14 protein-coding genes are annotated in these 20,943 nt (G+C 55.2%); 8 read left to right on the top strand and 6 right to left on the bottom strand.

Translation table 11 applies throughout. The annotated features are described in order from the left end of the window. The first annotated feature begins 159 nt into the window (after window positions 1-159). The 3 genes from dgt to BARVI_RS07875 are packed head-to-tail and all read left to right on the top strand — an operon-like array spanning window position 160 to window position 5,311. Window positions 160-1,491 (top strand): dGTP triphosphohydrolase, encoded by a 1,332-nt coding sequence (dgt, locus tag BARVI_RS07885; RefSeq protein ID WP_025278711.1) that lies wholly within the window; start codon window positions 160-162, stop codon window positions 1,489-1,491. Window positions 1,492-1,505: 14 nt separating this feature from the next. Continuing rightward, window positions 1,506-2,747, top strand: coding sequence for a TPM domain-containing protein (locus tag BARVI_RS07880; RefSeq protein ID WP_025278710.1), 1,242 nt, complete (start codon window positions 1,506-1,508; stop codon window positions 2,745-2,747). Window positions 2,748-2,806: 59 nt separating this feature from the next. Further along, window positions 2,807-5,311, top strand: coding sequence for a family 20 glycosylhydrolase (locus tag BARVI_RS07875; RefSeq protein ID WP_038534602.1), 2,505 nt, complete (start codon window positions 2,807-2,809; stop codon window positions 5,309-5,311). Window positions 5,312-5,439: 128 nt separating this feature from the next. Here the strand turns inward: BARVI_RS07875 and BARVI_RS07870 are convergent, their stop codons facing one another. After that, window positions 5,440-6,444 carry an aspartate-semialdehyde dehydrogenase gene (locus tag BARVI_RS07870; protein WP_025278708.1) on the bottom strand — a complete coding sequence of 335 codons (1,005 nt, stop codon included), beginning with the start codon at window positions 6,442-6,444 and terminating at the stop codon, window positions 5,440-5,442. Between the two features lie 244 nt (window positions 6,445-6,688). Between BARVI_RS07870 and BARVI_RS07865 the strand changes: the two genes are divergently transcribed. Continuing rightward, window positions 6,689-8,839: a cation:proton antiporter gene (locus BARVI_RS07865; RefSeq protein ID WP_025278707.1), complete on the top strand. Its 2,151-nt coding sequence runs from the start codon at window positions 6,689-6,691 to the stop codon at window positions 8,837-8,839. A 222-nt stretch (window positions 8,840-9,061) separates the two neighbouring features. Here the strand turns inward: BARVI_RS07865 and BARVI_RS07860 are convergent, their stop codons facing one another. Then, window positions 9,062-9,334 (bottom strand): HU family DNA-binding protein, encoded by a 273-nt coding sequence (locus BARVI_RS07860; protein ID WP_025278706.1) that lies wholly within the window; start codon window positions 9,332-9,334, stop codon window positions 9,062-9,064. Between the two features lie 252 nt (window positions 9,335-9,586). Here BARVI_RS07860 and BARVI_RS07855 point away from each other — a divergent pair, with 252 nt between their 5' ends. Genes BARVI_RS07855 through BARVI_RS07840 form a run of 4 tightly spaced genes read left to right on the top strand, consistent with a single transcriptional unit; the run spans window position 9,587 to window position 14,372 of the window. Further along, window positions 9,587-10,285 (top strand): rhomboid family intramembrane serine protease, encoded by a 699-nt coding sequence (locus BARVI_RS07855; RefSeq protein WP_025278705.1) that lies wholly within the window; start codon window positions 9,587-9,589, stop codon window positions 10,283-10,285. After that, window positions 10,266-11,171 carry a rhomboid family intramembrane serine protease gene (locus BARVI_RS07850; RefSeq protein WP_025278704.1) on the top strand — a complete coding sequence of 302 codons (906 nt, stop codon included), beginning with the start codon at window positions 10,266-10,268 and terminating at the stop codon, window positions 11,169-11,171. The genes BARVI_RS07855 and BARVI_RS07850 overlap by 20 nt, the downstream gene beginning before the upstream one ends. Window positions 11,172-11,178: 7 nt before the next feature. Then, window positions 11,179-12,249, top strand: a complete 1,071-nt coding sequence (locus BARVI_RS07845; RefSeq protein WP_025278703.1) for an endonuclease/exonuclease/phosphatase family protein — start codon at window positions 11,179-11,181, stop codon at window positions 12,247-12,249. A gap of 29 nt (window positions 12,250-12,278) precedes the next feature. After that, a complete protein-coding gene (locus tag BARVI_RS07840; RefSeq protein ID WP_025278702.1) occupies window positions 12,279-14,372 on the top strand; it encodes a M3 family metallopeptidase in 2,094 nt (697 codons plus the stop codon). Between the two features lie 90 nt (window positions 14,373-14,462). Here BARVI_RS07840 and BARVI_RS07835 read toward each other — a convergent pair whose 3' ends face one another. The 4 genes from BARVI_RS07835 to rnr all read right to left on the bottom strand — a co-directional run bounded on the left by BARVI_RS07835 (window position 14,463) and on the right by rnr (window position 20,707). Next, the gene (locus BARVI_RS07835; RefSeq protein WP_025278701.1) at window positions 14,463-16,055 is read right to left on the bottom strand and encodes a S41 family peptidase; all 1,593 of its coding nucleotides are present in this window, start codon (window positions 16,053-16,055) and stop codon (window positions 14,463-14,465) included. Between the two features lie 13 nt (window positions 16,056-16,068). Continuing rightward, on the bottom strand, window positions 16,069-16,542 hold the full coding sequence (gene coaD, locus BARVI_RS07830) for a pantetheine-phosphate adenylyltransferase (RefSeq protein ID WP_025278700.1): 474 nt from the start codon (window positions 16,540-16,542) through the stop codon (window positions 16,069-16,071). Next, window positions 16,523-18,388, bottom strand: a complete 1,866-nt coding sequence (locus BARVI_RS07825; RefSeq protein ID WP_025278699.1) for a DNA topoisomerase IV subunit B — start codon at window positions 18,386-18,388, stop codon at window positions 16,523-16,525. The genes coaD and BARVI_RS07825 overlap by 20 nt, the downstream gene beginning before the upstream one ends. 177 nt (window positions 18,389-18,565) lie before the next feature. Further along, window positions 18,566-20,707, bottom strand: a complete 2,142-nt coding sequence (gene rnr / locus BARVI_RS07820; protein ID WP_025278698.1) for a ribonuclease R — start codon at window positions 20,705-20,707, stop codon at window positions 18,566-18,568. Window positions 20,708-20,943: the final 236 nt, after the last annotated feature.

Genomic DNA, 20,943 nt, shown 5'->3' with positions numbered 1-20,943 from the left:
AAAAAAGCACCCTATTTTTTATATTTTAATGTGATACCCCGACAATCGAGTCCGAGTATTTTACCCTCCGCTCCTGTTTTTGTCTCTCTTTTTTACTACATTTGTACCGATTGTTGAGAAGAAATCATGAATACGCAAGCCAAGGATATCCCCACCCAAATGCACTGGGACCGACTGATTACCTCCAAGCGATTCGGCATGGAGAAGTATCACGACGAGCGGCACCACACCCGCACCGATTTCCAGCGCGACTACGACCGGCTGGTCTTTTCGGCGCCCTTCCGCCGGTTGCAGAACAAGACGCAGGTCTTTCCGCTGCCGGGCAGTATATTCGTGCACAACCGCCTCACCCACAGCCTTGAAGTATCGTGCGTAGGGCGTTCACTGGGCAATAACGTATCGACCACGCTATCCGAAAAGTACAGCTCCGAACCCTGGTGCCACAAGCTCTACCACCTGGGGGCCATCACCTCGGCCGCCTGTCTGGCTCACGACCTGGGCAATCCGCCTTTCGGTCATTCGGGCGAGCGCGCCATCTCCACCTACTTCTCCGAAGGGAACGGGCAGGTGTTGAAAAAGGAGTTGAGAAACGAACATCACTGGCAGGACTTTACCCACTTCGAGGGGAATGCCAACGCCTTCCGCCTGCTCACCCACCAGTTTCATGGCCGTCGGCCGGGAGGTTTCGCGCTCACCTACTCGACTCTCGCCTCGATCGTGAAATACCCCTATTCGTCGATACAGTCGACCAAACGGGGCAAGTCGGGATTCTTCACTTCGGAGAAGAAAGATTTCCTGCGTATCGCCGACGACCTGGGCATGCTCCCCGAGGGCGACAGTGGCGAACGCTACCACCGCCACCCGCTGGTCTATCTGGTGGAGGCTGCCGACGACATCTGCTACCAGATCATGGACATCGAAGATGCCCACAAATTGAAAATACTCGACACCGAGACGGTCAAAGGACTCTTCCTCGACTTCTTCGACGCGAAACGGCAACAGCACATTCTCGACGTGCTCAAAGTGGTGACCGACCTCAACGAACAAATCGTCTACCTGCGCTCCTGTGTCATCGGCACCCTCATCGACGAGTGTTCGGCCCTCTTCTGCCGCGAAGAGCAAGCGTTGCTCGAAGGGCGCTTCACCGGGTCGCTGGTCGAGCACATCTCCGACCGTCCCTGCCAGGCCTACCGGCATTGCTCCGAAACCGCCTTCGAGAAAATCTACAAGTCGTCCGACGTACTCGACATCGAGCTGGCCGGTAACCGCATCATCTCGGTACTGCTCGACAAGTTTCTCGACGCCGTGCGTTTCCCCGACAAGGCCTACTCGCGGCTGCTGCTCAACAAGGTACCCGAACAATACGAGATGCACGCCCCCACCCTCTACGGGAAGGTGCAGGCGGTCATCGACTACATCTCGGGCATGACCGACGTCTACGCCCTCGACCTCTATCGCAAAATCAACGGCATGAGCCTCCCTTCGCTCTAAACACGAATACCCTCATGAAAAAAAGAATCTGCACGATACTCCTGCTTCTGCTCTTTGTCCCTCTGCTGCGTGCGGCCGGATATACGCCCGAGCAAGTACCCAATGTTCACCAGACCGACGGCCGCCGGTTTGTGAGCAACCCCGACGGCATCCTCTCGGCCGAGACCGTGACCCGGCTCGACCAGATGCTCCTCGACCTGCAAGGGGTCAACACCTCGGAGGTGGCCGTCGTGGCTCTCGCATCGATTGGCGACACCTCGCCCGACCTCTTCGCCACCGACCTCTTCACCCGGTGGGGCATCGGCAAGCAGAACGACAACGGACTGCTCGTACTGCTCGTGCTCGACCAGCGGCGCATCGTCTTCCGCACCGGCTACGGACTGGAAGGTGTCCTGCCCGACGCTATCTGCAAACGCATACAGACGCAATATATCCTGCCCCGATTCAAGGAGGGGAACTACGACCAGGGTATGCTCGACGGCATCACGGCCGTCAGCCGCATACTCACCGACCCTGCGGCAGTCGAGGAGATTACCGCCCCGCAGCAGGTACATGGGCTGGAAATAGACTGGGGACGCATCTTCAACATCTACCTCACCGTGTCGCTCGTTGTCTCGCACATCTTGCTCTTTACCATGCTGTGGATCATGGCCCGCTATGCCCGCAAAGGGCCCTACGAGCAATACAAACGACTGGTGGCATTCCGTCCGTTCCTGCTGACCGGCAGCTTCATCTTCCCCTTCTTCGTGTGGCTGCTCTATGCCGGGATAAACCGGCGGCTCAGACGGCTGCGCAACAAACCCCGCAAGTGCGAATCGTGCGGCAGCCCCATGCGCAAACTGAACGAGGAGGAGGATAACCTCTACCTCACCCCCCAGGAGAATACCGAGGAACATCTCAACTCGGTCGACTACGACGTGTGGCTCTGCGACCACTGCGGCAACACGCTCGTCTACCCCTACGAAAACCAGTTCACCCAGTACCAGCGCTGCCCCTACTGCCACAGCCGGGCTTACAGCCTCGAAGGCGACTACATCTTGCGTCGGGCCACTGCCGTGAGCACCGGGTTGGGCGAGAAGCGCTACACCTGCGCCCACTGCCACAAGACCGTCCGCAAATCCTACATTATTCCCGTGGTTGCCGCGGCTGCCATCATAGGTGGTTCGGGCCGGGGCGGTGGTTTTGGTGGTGGCGGATTCGGCGGAGGCTTTGGCGGAGGCTCTACCGGTGGTGGCGGCGCCTCGTCGGGCTGGTAACCGGCCCTGAACCGACCGAAACAAAAACAGGAATCATTCACCCCAATTATACCATGAACATGAAAAAATCACATCACCTGCTCTGCGCGCTGGCCCTCGGTACGTTGGCAGCCTGCAACACGTCGACGCAAAGCCCCGTGTCTCTGCAATGGGAAATGGGCGAAAATCAAGTCGAACCAGACTACTACGAAAGTACCTTCACCTTGGTCAACACCTCGACAAAGCCCCTCGAATCGGGCTGGGAAATCTACTTCACCCAACTCTCCCCGCGAGGTGTCAAGGCCTGTGAAGAGTCACCGGTGACTATCGAGATGGTCAACCCCGGCTACTATAAAATAGCTCCGGCCGATTCGTGGCAACCGCTCGCTCCGGGCGACTCGATTGCCATTCCCTACCTGAACGGGGGCACCTTTATCCAGACACAGTTCACCCCCAAGTCGCCCTTCTTCGTCTCGGCCGACGACAAAGCGGTCTCCATACCCTTTACCATCGCCCCCTTCACCCGCGAATCGCAATGGACAATACCGGGACACAAGGCGCCCAACTACCCCGACGGCGAGGTGTGCTATGCCCAGAACGAGGCCTTGCAAACCGACTACCAACTGCAAACCTACGACCTGCTGCCTTCGCTCAAAGAGGTGACCCCGCGCGAGGGGGTGTCGGTGATCGCCGAAAACATCTCGCTCAGCGTCGAGGAGGGATTTGCCGGTGAAGCCCGTCTGCTGGTACAGGAACTGGAAAAGATAGGTTACCACGTCACCAACAACGGACAGACCGTCATCGCCCTCTGTCACTTCCCCAAGAACAGTCAGGCGCGCAACGACGAACACTACCGTCTCGACGTGAAAGACAACTACATCACCATCAGCGGAGGGACGCCTCACGCCATCTTCAACGGCACCCAGACGCTGCTCTCGCTGCTGAAACGGCAGGCGATTCCCGCCCGACTCGAAAACGTGGCCATCAACGACTACCCTGACCTGCCCTACCGCGGCATGATGCTCGACATCTCGCGCAACTATACCCGCAAGGCCGACCTCTTCAAACTGATTGACCTGCTGGCAGCCTATAAGCTGAACGTGTTCCACTTCCATTTCAGCGACGACGAAGGGTGGCGGCTCGAAATTCCCGGGCTCGAAGAGCTCACCTCGATAGGCTCGCGCCGGGGCTTCACCCGCGACGAGAGCCAATGCCTCTACCCCAACTACTACGGCGGGTGGAACCCGGCCGATACAACCGTCACGGGCAACGGCTACTACACCCGACAAGACTTTATCGACCTGCTGCAATATGCGGCCCAGCGGCATATCACCGTAATCCCCGAAATCGAATCGCCGGGTCACGCCCGTGCCGCCATCGTGGCGATGAGGGCCCGTTACAACCGGTTGAAGGATTCCAATCCCGAGCAAGCCCGAGAATATCTGCTCTCGGAGGAGGCCGACACCTCGAAATATGTATCGGCTCAGGCCTACACCGATAACATCATGAATGTATCTCTCCCCTCGGTCTACCGCTTCATGGAGAAGGTGAGCGACGAAATTATCGCCATGTACCGCGATGCCGGTGTTCCCTTGGCAGCCATACACATCGGCGGCGATGAGGTACCTCACGGTTCGTGGGCCGGTTCGCCCAGCTGCCGCCGGTTCATGGAAGAGAACGGCATGACCGACCTGCACCAGCTCTCGGAATATTTCCTGGACAAAGTATCGGGTATGCTGGCCGATAAAGGGGTGAAGGTATCGGGGTGGCAGGAGGTGGCTCTCCACCACTCGCCTGAACTGAATGCCCGCGTGGCTCCCCGATTCGACGGCGTTTACTGCTGGAGCACCATCGGCAACAGCGACGTGGTGCCCTACACCGTGGCCAACGAGGGGTACGACGTGATACTCTGCAACGTCAACAACTTCTACCTCGACCTGGCCTACAATCCCCACAAGGACGAACCGGGACTCATCTGGGGCGGCTATGTCGACCAGTTTGCCTCGTTCAACATGCTCCCCTTCAACATCTACGGTTCGGCCCGCGAGAACCGCGACGGCGTGAGCAACGACCTCAAAACGGCCGCCCGCGGCAAGATAGCCCTCACGGCTCAGGGACGTACCCACATCAAAGGCATACAGGCACAGCTCTTCGCCGAGACTCTGGGCAGCTTCGACATGGTGCAATACTACACCTTCCCCAAGATTTTCGGTCTCGTCGAGCGCGGCTGGAACACCTTCCCTGAGTGGTCGCCCACCCCGACCGACGACAAGCAGGCGCTCTATGAGAAGGCCCGGGCCATCTACAACGCCAAGATTGCCGGCATCGAGATGCCACGCCTGGCCGATGAAGGGGTGAACTTCCGTCTGCCCCAGCCGGGTATCCGCATCGTCGAAGGCAAGCTCTATGCCAACTCGCCTATCCCCCAGGCCGAGATTCGCTACACCACCGACGGCAGTGAACCTACCGCCGAATCGCCCCGTTGGGAGGCGCCGGTCGACTGCCAGGCTTCGGTCGTGAAGGCCCGCCTTTTCTACCTGGGTAAAGCGAGTCTTACCACCGACTATGCCAACCCCAACGATTAACCTACCAAAACTACTCGATAATGACCTAAAAAGACAGCCGCACGGATTGCTCCATGCGGCTGTCGGTCATTTATAAACAATACAAATTTCAATATGGGCAAAAGGTTGGCACCCCTCCCCGACAGGGACTACTCCCCGTGAGCCAGCAGGTATTCGGCAATCTGCACGGCATTCAGGGCGGCCCCCTTCCTGATCTGGTCGCTCACCGTCCAGAAGGTCAAGCCGTTGGGATTGGCGATGTCGCTGCGGATACGGCCCACATACACAGGGTCGCAACCGGCCTTTTCGAGCGGCATGGGATATACCCGGTTGGCCGGGTCGTCTTCGAGCACCACACCCTTGGCATGGGCGAAAGCCTCGCGGGCCTCGGCCACCGACACGGGGCGCTCTGTCTCGATCCAGATGGCCTCGGAGTGAGCCCGCATCACCGGCACACGCACACAGGTAGCACTCACGGCAATATCGGAGTGCATGATCTTGCGCGTCTCGTTATACATCTTCATCTCCTCCTTGGTATAGAGGTTGTCGGTAAAGACATCGACCTGGGGAATGAGGTTGTAGGCCAGCTGGAAGTAGAACTTTTCGACCGTAGGCTGTTCGCCGGCGACAAGCTGTTCAAACTGTTTTTTCAGTTCGGCCATGGCCGATGCTCCGGCACCGCTGGCAGCCTGATAGGTGGCCACATGCACCCGCTTGATGTGCGAGAGGGCCTCGATGGCATTCAAGGCCACCACCATCTGTATGGTCGTGCAGTTGGGGTTGGCGATGATTCCGCGCGGACGCACGAAAGCGTCGTCGCCATTCACCTCGGGCACCACCAAAGGCACATCGTCGTCCATGCGGAAAGCGCTCGAATTGTCGATCATGATGGCACCATAGCGGGTAATCGTCTCGGCAAACTCCTTCGAGGTACCGGCTCCGGCCGACGTAAAGGCTATGTCAACTCCCTTGAAATCGTCATTGTGCTTCAGCTCCTTGACTACAATCTGTTTACCCCGGAAGGGATAAGCACGACCTGCACTTCGAGAGGAACCGAACAACAACAGTTCGTCGATCGGGAAATTCCGCTCGTCCAAAACTCTCAGGAACTCTTGTCCGACGGCGCCGCTGGCGCCCACAATAGCGACTTTCATCTTCTTTCTTTTCTAATTTACATTCCAAAATCGGGTTTACCCCTATTCTCTAAAAAAGTGGTGCAAATATACAACTATTTCAACGAAATCATATCAAAACGAAATAATTATATTCTTCTTGCCGTTTTTTGGTCATTGTCACATATTGGATACGGAAGGGGCGTTTTGGCTTGCAAGAGCGAACTTTTATTTGTATTTTTGTTGCAAATTTACAGTTTCAATTACCATTAAACCGAATGAGGTTATGAGCTTCTTCTCGACTCTACCGATAGAGAATCCGGTATTGATTTTCTTCATCGTACTGGTAATCATCTTGCTTGCGCCCATATTACTGAATCGCATACGGGTGCCCCACATCATCGGGCTCATCATCGCCGGTGTCATCATCGGTCCCAACGGGCTCAACCTGCTGGCCCGTGACAGCAGTTTCGAGATATTCGGCAACGTGGGTATTCTCTACCTCATGTTCCTGGCCGGTCTCGAAATCGACATGAACGACTTCAAGAAGAGCCGGAAAGACGGCGTCATCTTCGGGCTATACACCTTCCTCATTCCCATGATTTTAGGAACGGTTATCAGCTATTATACCCTGCACCTCAACCTCATGACCTCGATACTACTGGCCAGCATGTATGCCTCGCACACGCTCATTGCCTACCCCATCATCAGCCGGTATGGCATCTCGCGCACCCGAGCCGTGCCGGTCACTATTGCCGGTACCATCTTCACCGTGCTGGGAGCCCTCATCATCTTGGCCGTGATTGCCGGTATGGTACGGGGCGACCTCACCGAATTCTTCTGGCTGAGGCTGACGGTGAACATCATCATTTACAGCGTGGCCATACTCTACATCTATCCACGGCTCACGCGCTGGTTTTTCAAAAACTACAACGACAACATCACCCAGTTTATCTTCATTCTGGCCCTTGTCTTTCTCGCCTCCTACATGGCACAAGTCATCGGACTGGAAGCCATCTTGGGCGCCTTCTTCGCGGGCATCGTCCTGAACCGGTTCATTCCCAACGTATCGCCGTTGATGAACCGACTCGAATTTGTGGGCAACGCCCTCTTCATTCCCTATTTCCTCATCGGCGTGGGAATGCTCATCGACCTGCGGGTGGTCAAAAATACCGAAACGATTATCGTGGCAGCCAACATGTCGATAGTGGCTACCCTCTGCAAATGGCTGGCCGCCTGGCTCACCCAGAAGACTTGCCACATGACCAAGATCGACCGCAACCTCATCTTCGGGTTGAGCAACGCCCAGGCCGCGGCGACACTGGCCGCTGTCATCATCGGGCACAACATCGGACTCTTCAACGACGAGATACTCAACGGTACAATCGTGATGATTCTGGTCACCTGCATCATCAGCACGCTGGTGACCGAGAAGGCCGCCCGGCAAATGGTGGTCGCCATGCAGAACAACGAACCGCCCACCTCCAAATCGTCCGTGCAGAGCGAACAGATTCTTATCCCCATCGCCAATCCCAGCACCATCGAGAACCTCATCAACCTGGCGCTGCTACTCAAATCGCCCCAACGGCGGTCGCCCCTGTATGCGCTGCATGTGACCGACGACAGCAAGACGAGCAACTACCGTTCGCAATCGATTCTCGAATTTGCCGGTAAGGTGGCCTCGTCGGCCGACACGAAGCTGATACCCATCGCCCGGTACGACATGAACATCACCAGCGGCATTATCCACACGATGAAGGAGCGGAACATCACCGAGGTGGTATTGGGTCTGCACCACAAGGCCAACATTGTCGACACCTTCTTCGGCGCCAAAATCGAGTCGCTGTTGAAGAATACCAACAAGATGATTCTCATCTCGAAGTGTGTCAATCCCATCAACACCGTTACCCGCATCGTCATTGCCGTGCCCCGCAAAGCCGAATACGAAACAGGCTTTGCCCGCTGGATAGACCGGGTGGCCAACATGGCCAAGCAGATTGGCTGCCGCGCCATATTCTATGCCTATCCCGAAACCATTCCCTACCTGAAAGCCCGGTTGAGAGCGGGCCGGTACAACATTCGCAACGAGTTTGAGAAGCTCGAAAGCTGGGACGACTTTCTGCTGCTGGCCAACGTGGTACTCGACGACGACCTCTTCATCGTGGTGAGTGCCCGACCTACCTCGGTATCGTTCAATGCCGACGCCGACCACATACCGTCGTTCCTCTCCAAATATTTTGCCAACAACAACCTCATTGTGCTCTACCCCGAACAGTTCGGTACTGCCGAACCGGCTCCGGCCTCGTTTGTAGAACCTTTGTCGCACGATATGCTCAGCCACACCGACATACTGGGTATCGAAAAGATTTTCAGGCAACTCATTGCTTACAAAAAACGGTGGACCCACCGCAACCGTAAAAAGAAAATCGAATTGTAAGGCGCTGTCGTCCGCTTGTTCACCTTACACTCGAAGGGTATAAAGGCTCGCCCCTTGCAAGTTACCTTGTCCTCCCTCAAAAGCGTTGGCACTACCTCTGCTACTCACCGCCTATTCGGTCTGTGCAACTCCATGAACTGCCAGCCCATTCACAGCCTATGAAACAAAAAAAGAGAGACTCGATGAGTCCCTCTTTTTTTATGCTGCCATAAAATAACTTCTTTATTTTACTCGGTCGGCCAACTCAGCACCAGCTTTGAATTTAACCACTTTCTTAGCAGCGATCGTGATTTTTTGTTTAGTAGCCGGGTTGATACCGGTGCGAGCAGCTTTTTCTGCAACGCCAAAAGTTCCAAAACCAATAAGAGCCACTTTGTCCCCTTTAACGAGTGATTCCGAAACTGCTTCTACAAAAGCGTCCAATGCCTTTTTTGCATCAACTTTGCTCAAACCGGCTTTTTCGGCCATAGCATTGATTAGTTCAGTCTTGTTCATAACGTGTATAATTTAAAGTTAAGTAAATTAATCTCCATGAAGAGCAGCACGGCAAATGTAAATATTAAAATGAAACGGTGCAAACAATAAAGTAAAAAAATATAATAAAAGTCGCTATTTTATAATATATCTCACCCTTATTTGAGTAAATCCTTGAAAAATCACTATTTTTGTTCGCAAAATCAAGGGATAATCTGTTATATGTCTTGGATTTCAAGACAATTATCCCCTCTAAGAAAAAGAGTATTATTTATGCAAAACAGATCTTTTTTCGGATCGATACCGCCCGTTACACTCAACATTATCATCATCAACTTCATTGTGTGGCTGGCGGCATTGACACTCCCCAAGATCGCCGGTATAGACCTGAACTATCTGTTGGGACTACACTACATCGAGGCCGACGACTTCAACGTGATTCAGCTGGTAACCTACATGTTTCTTCACGACACGAGCAGTTTCGGACACATCTTCTTCAACATGTTCTCGGTCTTCATGTTCGGGCGCACGCTCGAAATGGTGTGGGGGGGCAAACGATTCCTCTTCTACTACCTCACCACGGGCATCGGCGCCGGTCTGGTACAGGAGATGGCCTGGTATTTCGATCTGCACTCGGCCATCAACGCTACCGTCGCCCAACTGGGTTGGGAGCAGACCTCGATGCTGCTCAACCAGTTTATCACCGTGGGAGCCTCGGGTGCCGCCTTCGGTATCCTGCTGGCTTTCGGTATGCTGTTCCCCAATGCCCCGCTCTTCATTATATTTATCCCCATTCCCATCAAGGCTAAATATTTTGTCATCTTCTACGGTCTCCTCGAATTGCTGTTCGGCATCAGCGGCACCATGAGCGGTGTAGCTCACTTTGCCCACCTGGGAGGCATGCTGTTCGGATTCTTCCTCATTCGCTATTGGAAAAAGAAAGGAATAGGCGGTGGCGGCTTCTATCTTTGACAACCTCAAACAGCAATTCAACCGAGGGTCGATATTGCTGAAATTCATCTATATCAACGTAGCGATATTCCTGTTGCTGCGGCTGACGGGGGTTGTGTTCCTGCTGTTCAACCTCGACCTCTCGGTGATACTCCCCTACATCGAGATGCCTTCCGATCCCTACGAGTTCATCACACACCCGTGGACCCTGCTCACCTACATGTTTGTCCACTACGACGTGTGGCACATCTTGTTCAACATGCTGTGGCTCTACTGGTTCGGACAGATATTCCTCATGGCCTTCGGTGAGAAACAGATGGTGGGCTTATACCTGTGGGGCGGTATTGCCGGCGGATTGCTTTACCTGCTGGCCTACAACCTCTTCCCCTATTTCGAGGGAAAACAGGGACTCATGTGCGGAGCCTCGGCCTCGATTATCGCCATTGTCGTAGCCACGGCATTCCGCATGCCCGACTATAAAATCAACCTGCTCTTCCTGGGAGCCATCTCACTGAAATATATTGCTATCGTCACGATTCTCATCGACCTGCTCAGCGTTACCTCGGCCAATGGTGGCGGACACATCGCCCACCTGGGTGGCGCCTTGCTGGGCTACTGGTTCATTGTCCGTTGGGAGAAGGGAAAGGACCTGACGGCTCCCCTCAACCGACTGATCGACCGCCTTGTCACGGCCTGTAAACCCCGACCCCGCATTCGGGTGAAACGACCCTCGGCCCGAGCCAATTACCGAGCTTCGGCACGACCCGAGACCGACATGGAGTACCGGGCCCGCAAGAAACGGGAGAGCGACGAAATCGACGCCATTCTCGACAAGATAAAACAGTCGGGATACACCTCGTTGACTGCCGAGGAGAAAAAACGCCTCTTCGAGGCCGGTAAAAAATGACCGGAATATGAAACATATTGTCAAGGTTATACTATTAATCATCAATACATTATGGGGAGTACTCCTCATTATGGGAGCCTACTCGGCCTATTGCCCCACCCGCATAGGCATACTGCTCGAATTGCTGTTCCCGATTAACCTGTTTGTATGCGTCGCCTTCCTCTTCGTATGGCTGGCTTATAACCCCCGTTACATATGGGTTCCCGCAGCGGCACTCATTCTCTCGTGGGGGGGAATAGCCCGCTATTGCCCCATACACAAGCCCAAAGCTCCCGACAACAGCCAACCGGGATTCACCCTCATGACCTACAACGTCTACCACATGCTCGACCACGAAGGGAAAGGGACGTCACAAAACCGCACCCTCTCGCTCCTGCTCAAACAGAATGCCGATCTGGTGTGCCTGCAAGAAAGCCCCGAACTGGCCTCACCCAATCGCGGACTGAAAATATCGGAAGCCCAAATCGACAGTATTCACGCAATATACCCCTATCGCATACCCACGAGCCTGAACATGAATTTCCTCTCGAAATATCCGGCCGAACTGCTCTTCGATACCGTCTATTCCGAATCGAGCGCCTTTGCGGCTTATCGAGTACAGATCGAAGGGCACGAAGTCACGATCATCAACCAGCACATGGAGTCTATCGGGCTGACCCAGACCGACAAGGAGCTCTACCACGAAATAACGGCTCACCCTTCGACCAACTCTATCGACGAGGTAAAGGAGCTCCTGCTCTCCAAACTCATCAACGCAGCCCGCGCCCGCAACAAGCAAGCCGACCTCACCGCCGAACGGATAGAGGATATTCCGGGCAACGTAATCGTCTGCGGCGACTTCAACGACTCCCCTCTATCTTATGCCGTGCGCCGGTTCCGTCGCATGGGATTCCGCAACGCCTACAACGAGCTGGCCCTGGGCCCCGGCATCACCTATCACGCCAACCGGTTTTGGTTCCGCATCGACCACATTCTCTACCGGGGCGACATGGAGGCCCGCTGGCTGCAACGACTGCGATGCAAGAGTTCCGACCACTACCCGCTCCTCACCCGCTTTGTGTGGGAGCCTCCCGCCTGAATACATTAACACAGTAATATTATAAACACATGAAAAAACTTTTAGTCACATCATTAACCGCTCTTATGATGATTTCATGCCATCAGCAACAAGAGAACCCTCTACTCGGCAAGTTTAACACTCCGTTCGGTGTACCGCCTTTCGAGCAAATCAAGACCGAACACTATATGCCCGCCTTCGAGGAGGCCATTAAACAACACAACGCCGAAATCGAGGCGATTGTCAACAACCCCGAGGCTCCGACCTTCAAGAACACCATCGAGCCGCTCGAATTCAGCGGCCTGCTGCTCTCCCGCATCAACCTCATTTTCAGCAGCCTCACCGAGGCCGATACCAACGACGAGCTCCAAGCCATCGCCAAGGAGATTTCGCCCAAACTGACCGAACACTACGATAACATCTCGCTCAACGACAAACTGTTCCAACGCATCAAAACCGTATATGACAACCGCGAGAACGAGGGTCTCGACACCGAACAGATGAAGGTGCTCGAAAACCACTACAAGGATTTCGTGCGGGCCGGCGCCCTTCTCTCCGAAGCCGCCAAGGATTCGTTGCGCGAAATCAACAAAGAGCTGGCCATGCTCTCCATTCAGTTTGGCGACAATGCACTGGCCGAATCGAATGCCTTCCAGCTCGTTATCGACAACAAGGCCGACCTGGCCGGTCTGCCCGAGGCTGTCGTTGCAGCTGCCGCCGACGAAGCTGCCGCCCGCAACCTCTCCGGCAAATGGGTATTCACCCTCGACGCTCCCAGCCGTATCCCCTTCCTGCAATATGCCGATAATCGGGCCTTGCGCGAAAAAGTCTATAAAGCCTATATCAGCAAAGGGGACAACGACAACGAATATGACAACAAGAAAATCGTTTCGCAAATTGTCAACCTCCGCCTCAAAAAGGCCAATCTGCTGGGCTTCAAGAGCTATGCCGATTTTGCCCTCGACGACCGCATGGCCAAGACCGACGAGAACGTGAACAACCTGCTCAAACGGGTATGGGACGCCGCCGTTCCCCGGGCCAAGGAAGAGGTGGCCGACATGCAGAAAATCATCGATGCCGAAGGGGGTAACTTCAAGCTGGCTCCCTGGGACTGGTGGTACTATGCCGAGAAGGTGCGCAAAGCCAAATACGACCTTAACGAAGATGAGCTGAAACCCTATTTCAGCCTCGACAACGTGCGCGAAGGGGCCTTCATGGTAGCCAACAAGCTCTACGGCATCACCATCACCGAGCTGAAAGATGTACCGGTCTACCACCCCGACGTACGTGCCTTCGAGGTGAAAGATGCCGACGGCAAGCACCTGGCCGTGTTCTATACCGACTACTTCCCCCGCCCCAGCAAACGGTCGGGAGCCTGGATGTACAACTTCCGCGAAGCCTACGTACAGGACGGTAACGAGGTACGCCCCATCGTCTACAACGTAGCCAACTTTACCAAACCCACCGGCGACACGCCTGCCCTGCTCACCATCGACGAGGTACAGACCCTCTTCCACGAGTTCGGACACGCACTGCATGGCATGCTCACCCGCTGCCACTATCCCTCGGTGAGCGGTACCAACGTGGCCCGCGACTTTGTGGAACTCCCCTCGCAAATCAATGAACACTGGGCTACTCACCCCGAGGTGCTTAAACTCTACGCCAAACACTACCAGACGGGCGAAGTCATTCCCGACTCGCTCATCGAGAAACTCGAAGCCGCCTCGAAATTCAACCAGGGCTTTATCACCACCGAGTTGATTGCCGCCTCGATTCTCGACATGCGCTGGCACGAGATTACCGAAGCCAAAGAGTATGACGTGCGCCAGTTTGAAAAAGAGGTAGCTCAGTCCATCGGACTCATCGACGAGATTACCTTCCGCTATCGTAGCACCTACTTCTCGCACATCTTCACCAACGACTACTGTGCCGGCTATTACAGCTACACCTGGGCCGAGGTACTCGATGCCGATGCCTTCGATGCCTTCATCGAACACGGTATCTTCGACCCGGCTACCGCCAAAGCCTTCCGTGAGAACATTCTCGAGAAGGGCGGCAGCGAAGATCCCATGAAGCTCTACCGCCAATTCCGCGGAGCCGACCCCAACCCCGAAGCCCTGCTCCGTAGCCGCGGTCTGAAATAATCCCAAGGATAGTTTCCCTCCATCATACAGCAAGGGCTGCCCGATTTATTTCGGGCAGCCCTTGCTACTATATATCGTCACCTCCTCAACCTACTCCCGAGGTTGGAGCAACCGGTTATATTCCGCGTCGTCGTGGATAATCGCCATCGCTTTGCTGAACGAGGCATTCTCGGGATTGATAATGCGGAAATAGGCCGTGGTATCGAACAGGTCGCGAGCGATAAGCGCCTTTACCTGCAAGGCGATGAGCGCACGCGATTTCTGATATTGCTCTTCGTTGTATTTCACCTTTTCGGCCTCACCCATCTTCAACAGGTCGGCCAGCATCTCGTCGGTCACCACAAAACCCTCGGCAAACTGCTCTACGTTTTTATAGTGGCCGGTCAACTCCTTGCGGTGCTCGTCGAGGTAGGTCACGGGATATTGTCCCAACACCCCCTTGGCCAGCAGATCGCGGTGAAAGTCGGTGTAGATGGTGGTATCGAGCGGAACGAACACGTCGGGCATAATTCCTCCGCCGCCATAGACGGTACGCTTGCTCTTCAACGTCTGGTACTGCAACGAGTCGGGGAAGTGAATGCTGTCGGTATAGATGAGCTCCCCGTGGTTGAAACGGTCGAGCAACTCCCGCTCATAGGCCTCGTGACCCTTGTCGTAGGGTTTCTGTATGCTGCGGCCTGCCGGCGTGTAATAGCGGGCTACGGTGAGGCGTATCATCGATCCGTCGGGGAAGGGGATAGGCCGTTGCACCAGACCTTTGCCGAAGGTGCGGCGCCCCACGATTACCCCGCGGTCCCAGTCCTGCACGGCTCCCGAGAGGATTTCGCTGGCCGAGGCCGAACTCTCATCGACCAGCAGGACGAGTTTGCCCTTCTGGAACAGCCCCTGCTTGGTGGCAAAAGCATCGTCGCGGGGCGAACGGCGCCCCTCGGTGTAGACAATCGACTGCCCGTCGTCGAGAAACTCGTCGGCCATCGCAATGGCGCTCACCAGATACCCGCCTCCGTTGCCCTGCAAATCGACAATCAGATTCTTCATACCCTGCTTCTTCAAGGCCTTCAAGGCGTCGGCAAACTCCTTGTCGGTAGTGGCGGCAAAGCGGCTCACCCGTATGTAGCCGGTCTCCTTATCGGCCATATAGGAGGCATCGATGCTGTAAATGGGAATCTTGTCGCGCACGATACGAAACTCGATGGGCTCCTTCACGCCCCGGCGCAATACACTCACCCGCACCACCGTGCCGGCCTCGCCACGCAGGCGCTTCATGATGTCGGTATTCTTCATTTTCACACCAGCGATTACCGTGTCGTTCACCGTGATGATGCGGTCGCCGGCCAGGATTCCCACCTTCTCCGAGGGACCGCCCACGATGGTCTGTATGACATAGAGCGTGTCTTTGTTCATGTTGAACTGAATGCCGATGCCGCTGAAATTGCCCTGCAACGGTTCGTTCATCTCCTTGGTCTCCTCGGCAGTCGTATAGGTGGAGTGCGGGTCGAGCTTCTCGAGCATGCCCCGTATGGCGTCCTCGACCAGTTTGTTCTCGTCGACCTCATCGACATAGAGGTTCGTTATGGCAAAATCGGCCAGACTCAGCTTGCGCATGCCTTCGCTCTGGCCCTGCGCACATACTGCTCCTGCGGTCACACCCAGCAGGAGTATCATCAAAAAAAGTCGTTTCATCTTCTGTCCCAATTTATCCCAGTTTCAAGCCCTTGGGCACAAACTCGTCGACACTGTGACCAAAGCGCAACAGCTCCCGCACGATGGTCGAACTGACGTGTGTCAACTCGGGCTCGGTAAATAAAATGATGGTCTCCACCCCCGACAACTTGCGATTCACGTCGGCAATGGTCTTTTCATATTCAAAGTCGTTGATCGACCGGATTCCCCGCAGGATAAACCCGGCGTGGCACTGCTTGGCCAGGTCGATGGTGAGGCAATCGTAGGCCAGCACCCGCACCCGGGGATTGTCGTGGAAAAATTTGCGCAGCATGTCGAGCCGCTGCTCCACGGTGAAATAGGTACGCTTCGCATCGTTGATACCGATGGCGATTACCACTTCGTCGAGCAGTTCGAGACCCCGGTTCACAATCGACAGGTGGCCGATGGTAAAGGGGTCGAAGGTTCCGGGAAATACGGCAATGCGTTTAGACGAGATTGGTGTCATCTTCTATAACCAGATTTTGTATGATAAAATTTTGCCGCTCCATGGTGTTCTTGCCCATGTAGAATTCGAGCAGGTCCTTCACCAGGTCTTCCTTGCGCAGCGACACCCGGTCGAGGCGCATGTCGGGCCCGATAAACTGACGGAACTCGTCGGGCGAGATTTCGCCCAATCCCTTGAAGCGGGTCACCTCGGGATTGGCACCGCACTTTTCGATGGCGGCGATGCGCTCCTCGTCGGTATAGCAATAGTAGGTCTCCTTCTTGTTGCGCACCCGGAAGAGCGGGGTCTGCAAGATATAGACGTGCCCCTTCTTGATCAGGTCGGGGAAGAACTGCAAGAGGAAGGTTATCATCAGCAGCCTGATGTGCATGCCGTCGACATCGGCATCGGTGGCGATAATCACCTTGTTGTAGCGGAGCCCCTCGATGCCGTCCTCGATGTTGAGAGCGGCCTGCAACAGATTGAACTCCTCGTTTTCATAGACCACCTTCTGTGTGAGTCCATAGGTGTTCAGCGGCTTACCCCGCAGGGAGAAGACGGCCTGCGTCTCTACATTACGAATCTTGGTAATCGAACCGCTGGCCGAGTCGCCCTCGGTAATGAATATGCAACTCTCGTCCTGGCGGTCGCCCTTCGTGTCGTTGTAGTGTATGCGGCAATCGCGCAACTTGCGGTTGTTCAGGTTGGCCTTCTTGGCCCGTTCGCGAGCCAGTTTCGTTACCCCGGCAATGGCTTTACGCTCCTTCTCCGAGGCCAATATCTTCTTCAACATCACCTCGGCCACATCGCCATGCTTGTGCAGATAGTTGTCCAGCTCCTTCTTCATGAAGTCGCCGATGAACTTGGCAATCGTAGGACCCTCGGGACCCATATCCTTCGAGCCCAGCTTGGTCTTGGTCTGCGACTCGAAGACCGGCTCTTCCACCTTGATGCTGATGGCGGCCACCATACCGTTGCGAATATCGGTGTACTCGAAGTTCTTGGCATAGAACTCCTTGATGGTGCGCGAGGCCGACTCTCTGAACGCCGTCAGGTGGGTACCGCCCTGGGTGGTATGTTGTCCGTTGACAAACGAATAGTACTCTTCACCATACTGGTTGCCGTGTGTGATGACCACTTCGATGTCGGTGCCCGACAGATGTATGATGGGGTAGAGCGGCTCGGTGGTCATGTTCTCGTTGAGCAGGTCGACCAGACCGTTGCGGGAGTGGAACTTGCGGCCGTTCAGCAAAATGGTGAGGCCGGTGTTCAGGAAGACATAGTTTTTGAGCAGGGGCTCGATGAACTCCTCGCGATAGGCATAGTTCTTGAAAATCGTGCCATCGGGGGCAAACTGCACCAACGTGCCGTTGGGCTCGTCGGTGGGGGTGAGGCCGCTCTCGGTGATGACCTCGCCGCAGGCATAGCTCACCGAGTTGCTCATGCCGTCGCGATAGGACTGTATGAAGAAGCTCGACGACAAGGCATTCACCGCCTTAATACCCACGCCGTTCAGTCCCACCGATTTCTTGAAGGCCTTGGAGTCGTACTTGCCGCCGGTGTTCATCTTCGACGACACGTCTCTCACCTTGTCGAGCGGAATACCCCGCCCGTAGTCTCTCACCGAGACCACCTCGCTCGAAATCTCGACAACAATCTGTTTGCCGAAGCCCATCATGTGCTCGTCGAGCGCATTGTCGAGAACCTCCTTCAACAGCACGTAGATACCGTCGTCGGCGTGCGAGCCGTCGCCCAGCTTTCCGATGTACATACCGGGCCGGCGGCGGATATGCTCCTTCCAGTCGAGAGTCTTGATGGCGTCGGAGCCATACTCAAAGTCTGTATTTTCCAGTGTATTTTCTGCCATAAAGTTTCCATTCCGCCGATTCTATCTGTACCGGCTTTCCTTACAAAGATAACGCTAAAAAGAGAGTAAAAAAAGAATAACTCCCTTTTTACGACCTTTTTAAGAAATAAAACGAAGCCCGGCAGGGCTTTACGCGGCTGTCGGGCTTTGTGAAATTCGTTTTTCCGTGCGGCGGGACTACTCCTCGACCAGGGCAAAGTCGAGCTGCTTGCGCTCGAGATTGGCCCGGGCCACCTTGATGCGAATCGGGTCACCCAGCCGGTAGATGCGATGCTTGCGGCGCCCCATCAGGCAGTAGTTCTTCTCGTCGAACTCGTAGTAGTCGTCTTCGAGGTCGCGAATGGGTACCAGCCCCTCGCACTTGTTCTCGTTAATTTCGACATAGAGGCCCCACTCGGTAATGCCCGAGATGACTCCGTCGTACTCCTGTCCCAGCCGTTCGCTCATATACTCGACCTGCTTGTACTTGATCGAGGCGCGCTCGGCGTTGGCAGCCAGTTGCTCCATGTCCGAGGCGTGTTCGCACTCGTCCTCCAACGTGTGCACATTGACGCTGCGCCCTCCGGCCATATAGCGTTCGAGCAACCGGTGTACCATCAAGTCGGGGTACCGGCGTATGGGCGAGGTAAAGTGGGTATAGTAGTCAAAGGCCAGACCATAGTGGCCGATGTTGACGGTCGTATAGACGGCCTTGGCCATGGCGCGTATGGCAACGGTCTCGACCAGATTCTCCTCGGGACGTCCCTGCACCTTGGCCAACAGGTTGTTGATGCCTTTCGACAGATCGCTCTTGCTGCCCTCGGTCTTGATTTTGTAACCGAAGCGGGTTATGAAAGCGGCAAACAGCGACATCTTGTCGGGGTCGGGGGTATCGTGTACCCGGTAGACGAAGGCCTTGGGTTTGCGCCCGTTTGCGGGTTTGCCCACAAACTCGGCCACCGTGCGGTTGGCCAGCAGCATGAACTCCTCGATGAGTTTGTTGGCCTCTTTCGATACCTTGAAGTAAACGCCGATGGGCTTGCCGTTTTCGTCGATGTCGAACTTCACCTCGTGGCGGTCGAAGTTGATTGACCCATGTTCAAACCGACGTTTGCGCAGCTTCTGTGCCAGGTCGTTCAAGGCGAGTATCTCGTCCTTGAAATCGCCCTCGCCGGTCTCGATGACGGCTTGTGCCTCTTCGTAGGCAAAGCGGCGATTCGAACGGATTACGGTGCGGGCAATGTGCGACTTCTTCACCTCGGCATTGTCGTTCAACTCGAAGATGCACGAGAAGGTGAGTTTGTCTTCATCGGGACGCAGCGAGCAGACGTCGTTGCACAACCGCTCGGGCAACATGGGTACCACCCGGTCTACCAGATAGACCGACGTGCCGCGGTTCTCGGCCTCCTTGTCGATGATGCTGCCGGGCTTCACATAGTAGCTCACGTCGGCAATGTGCACACCTACCTCCCAATGACCGTTGTCGAGACGACGAATCGAGAGGGCGTCGTCAAAGTCCTTGGCATCTTTCGGGTCGATGGTAAAGGTGGTTACCGACCGGAAATCCTCGCGGGCGGCAATCTCGGCGGGGGTAATGGTATCGGGTATCTTGTCGGCCGCCTTCTCCACAGCCTCGGGATAGCGGTAGGGCAACCCGAACTCGGCCAAGATGGCGTGAATCTCGGTATTGTTCTCGCCGGCCGGGCCCAAGATGTCGACGACCTCGCCATAGGGGTTACGGGCACGGTCGGGCCACTCGGTGATGCGCACCACCGCCTTGTCGCCCGTCTTGCCCCCTTTGAGGGCATTCTTGGGAATGAATATGTCGTTGGCCAACACCTTGTTGTCGGTGAGCAGGAAGGCAAAATGTTTCTGCACTTCGAGGGTGCCCACAAAGGTCTGGGGATTCTTCTCGATAATCTCGACCACCTCGCCCTCGGCATCGTGCCCCTTGCGCTTGGCATAGACCAGCGCACGCACCTTGTCGCCGTCCATGGCGTGCATCGAATTGCGCTCGGCGATGAATATCGACTGCTCGTCGTCGGTAATCACATGATTCTTACCGTTGGAACGGCGTTCAAAGCGACCTATCACCTCGGTACCCCGACTGTTGGCCTTGTATTTGCCCGGCGAGACCTCGATCAGGAAATCCTGTTCGGCCATGCCTTCGAGCAACTGGAACACCATCTGTTTCTGGGGCGTAGTCGTTGCCCCCACCCCATGCGCGACCTGTTTGTAATTAAACGCCCGCTTTCTGTCCTGATTGAAGAACTCGACCATCTTGGCCAGCATATCTTCCTTTTTGATTCGCTTGGAATCTTTCTTCTTCGTCTGTTTCATGTTATAGGGGTTTAATCTTTGCCATATACAAAGATAGCGAAAGTCGAATGCAGAAAAACAAGCTCGCTTGATTTTTATGCTGAGACGCCTCCTATCTCCTACAAAGATAATGAAAGTGTGCGCAGAAACAAATAAAATTCGATTTCATTCGGGTGACACGCGCCTTATGGGAGGGAAAATGCGACTTATGTCACAACCCCGGCTCCCGTCTCGGCCCACGGTCCTCGTACGGCTAC

Origin of the sequence: Barnesiella viscericola DSM 18177, assembly GCF_000512915.1 — a bacterium.
GTDB classification, from domain to species: Bacteria; Bacteroidota; Bacteroidia; order Bacteroidales; family Barnesiellaceae; genus Barnesiella; species Barnesiella viscericola.
This window is presented reverse-complemented; position numbering and strand designations above follow the sequence as displayed.

Excerpts from the sequence above, each read along its gene's own strand:
- dgt (WP_025278711.1), top strand. The coding sequence starts at position 160 with ATGCACTGGGACCGACTGATTACCTCCAAGCGATTCGGCATGGAGAAG.
- BARVI_RS07880 (WP_025278710.1), top strand. The coding sequence starts at position 1,506 with ATGAAAAAAAGAATCTGCACGATACTCCTGCTTCTGCTCTTTGTCCCT.
- BARVI_RS07875 (WP_038534602.1), top strand. The coding sequence starts at position 2,807 with ATGAAAAAATCACATCACCTGCTCTGCGCGCTGGCCCTCGGTACGTTG.
- BARVI_RS07870 (WP_025278708.1), bottom strand. The coding sequence starts at position 6,444 with ATGAAAGTCGCTATTGTGGGCGCCAGCGGCGCCGTCGGACAAGAGTTC.
- BARVI_RS07865 (WP_025278707.1), top strand. The coding sequence starts at position 6,689 with ATGAGCTTCTTCTCGACTCTACCGATAGAGAATCCGGTATTGATTTTC.
- BARVI_RS07860 (WP_025278706.1), bottom strand. The coding sequence starts at position 9,334 with ATGAACAAGACTGAACTAATCAATGCTATGGCCGAAAAAGCCGGTTTG.
- BARVI_RS07855 (WP_025278705.1), top strand. The coding sequence starts at position 9,587 with ATGCAAAACAGATCTTTTTTCGGATCGATACCGCCCGTTACACTCAAC.
- BARVI_RS07845 (WP_025278703.1), top strand. The coding sequence starts at position 11,179 with ATGAAACATATTGTCAAGGTTATACTATTAATCATCAATACATTATGG.
- BARVI_RS07840 (WP_025278702.1), top strand. The coding sequence starts at position 12,279 with ATGAAAAAACTTTTAGTCACATCATTAACCGCTCTTATGATGATTTCA.
- BARVI_RS07835 (WP_025278701.1), bottom strand. The coding sequence starts at position 16,055 with ATGAAACGACTTTTTTTGATGATACTCCTGCTGGGTGTGACCGCAGGA.
- coaD (WP_025278700.1), bottom strand. The coding sequence starts at position 16,542 with ATGACACCAATCTCGTCTAAACGCATTGCCGTATTTCCCGGAACCTTC.
- BARVI_RS07825 (WP_025278699.1), bottom strand. The coding sequence starts at position 18,388 with ATGGCAGAAAATACACTGGAAAATACAGACTTTGAGTATGGCTCCGAC.
- rnr (WP_025278698.1), bottom strand. The coding sequence starts at position 20,707 with ATGAAACAGACGAAGAAGAAAGATTCCAAGCGAATCAAAAAGGAAGAT.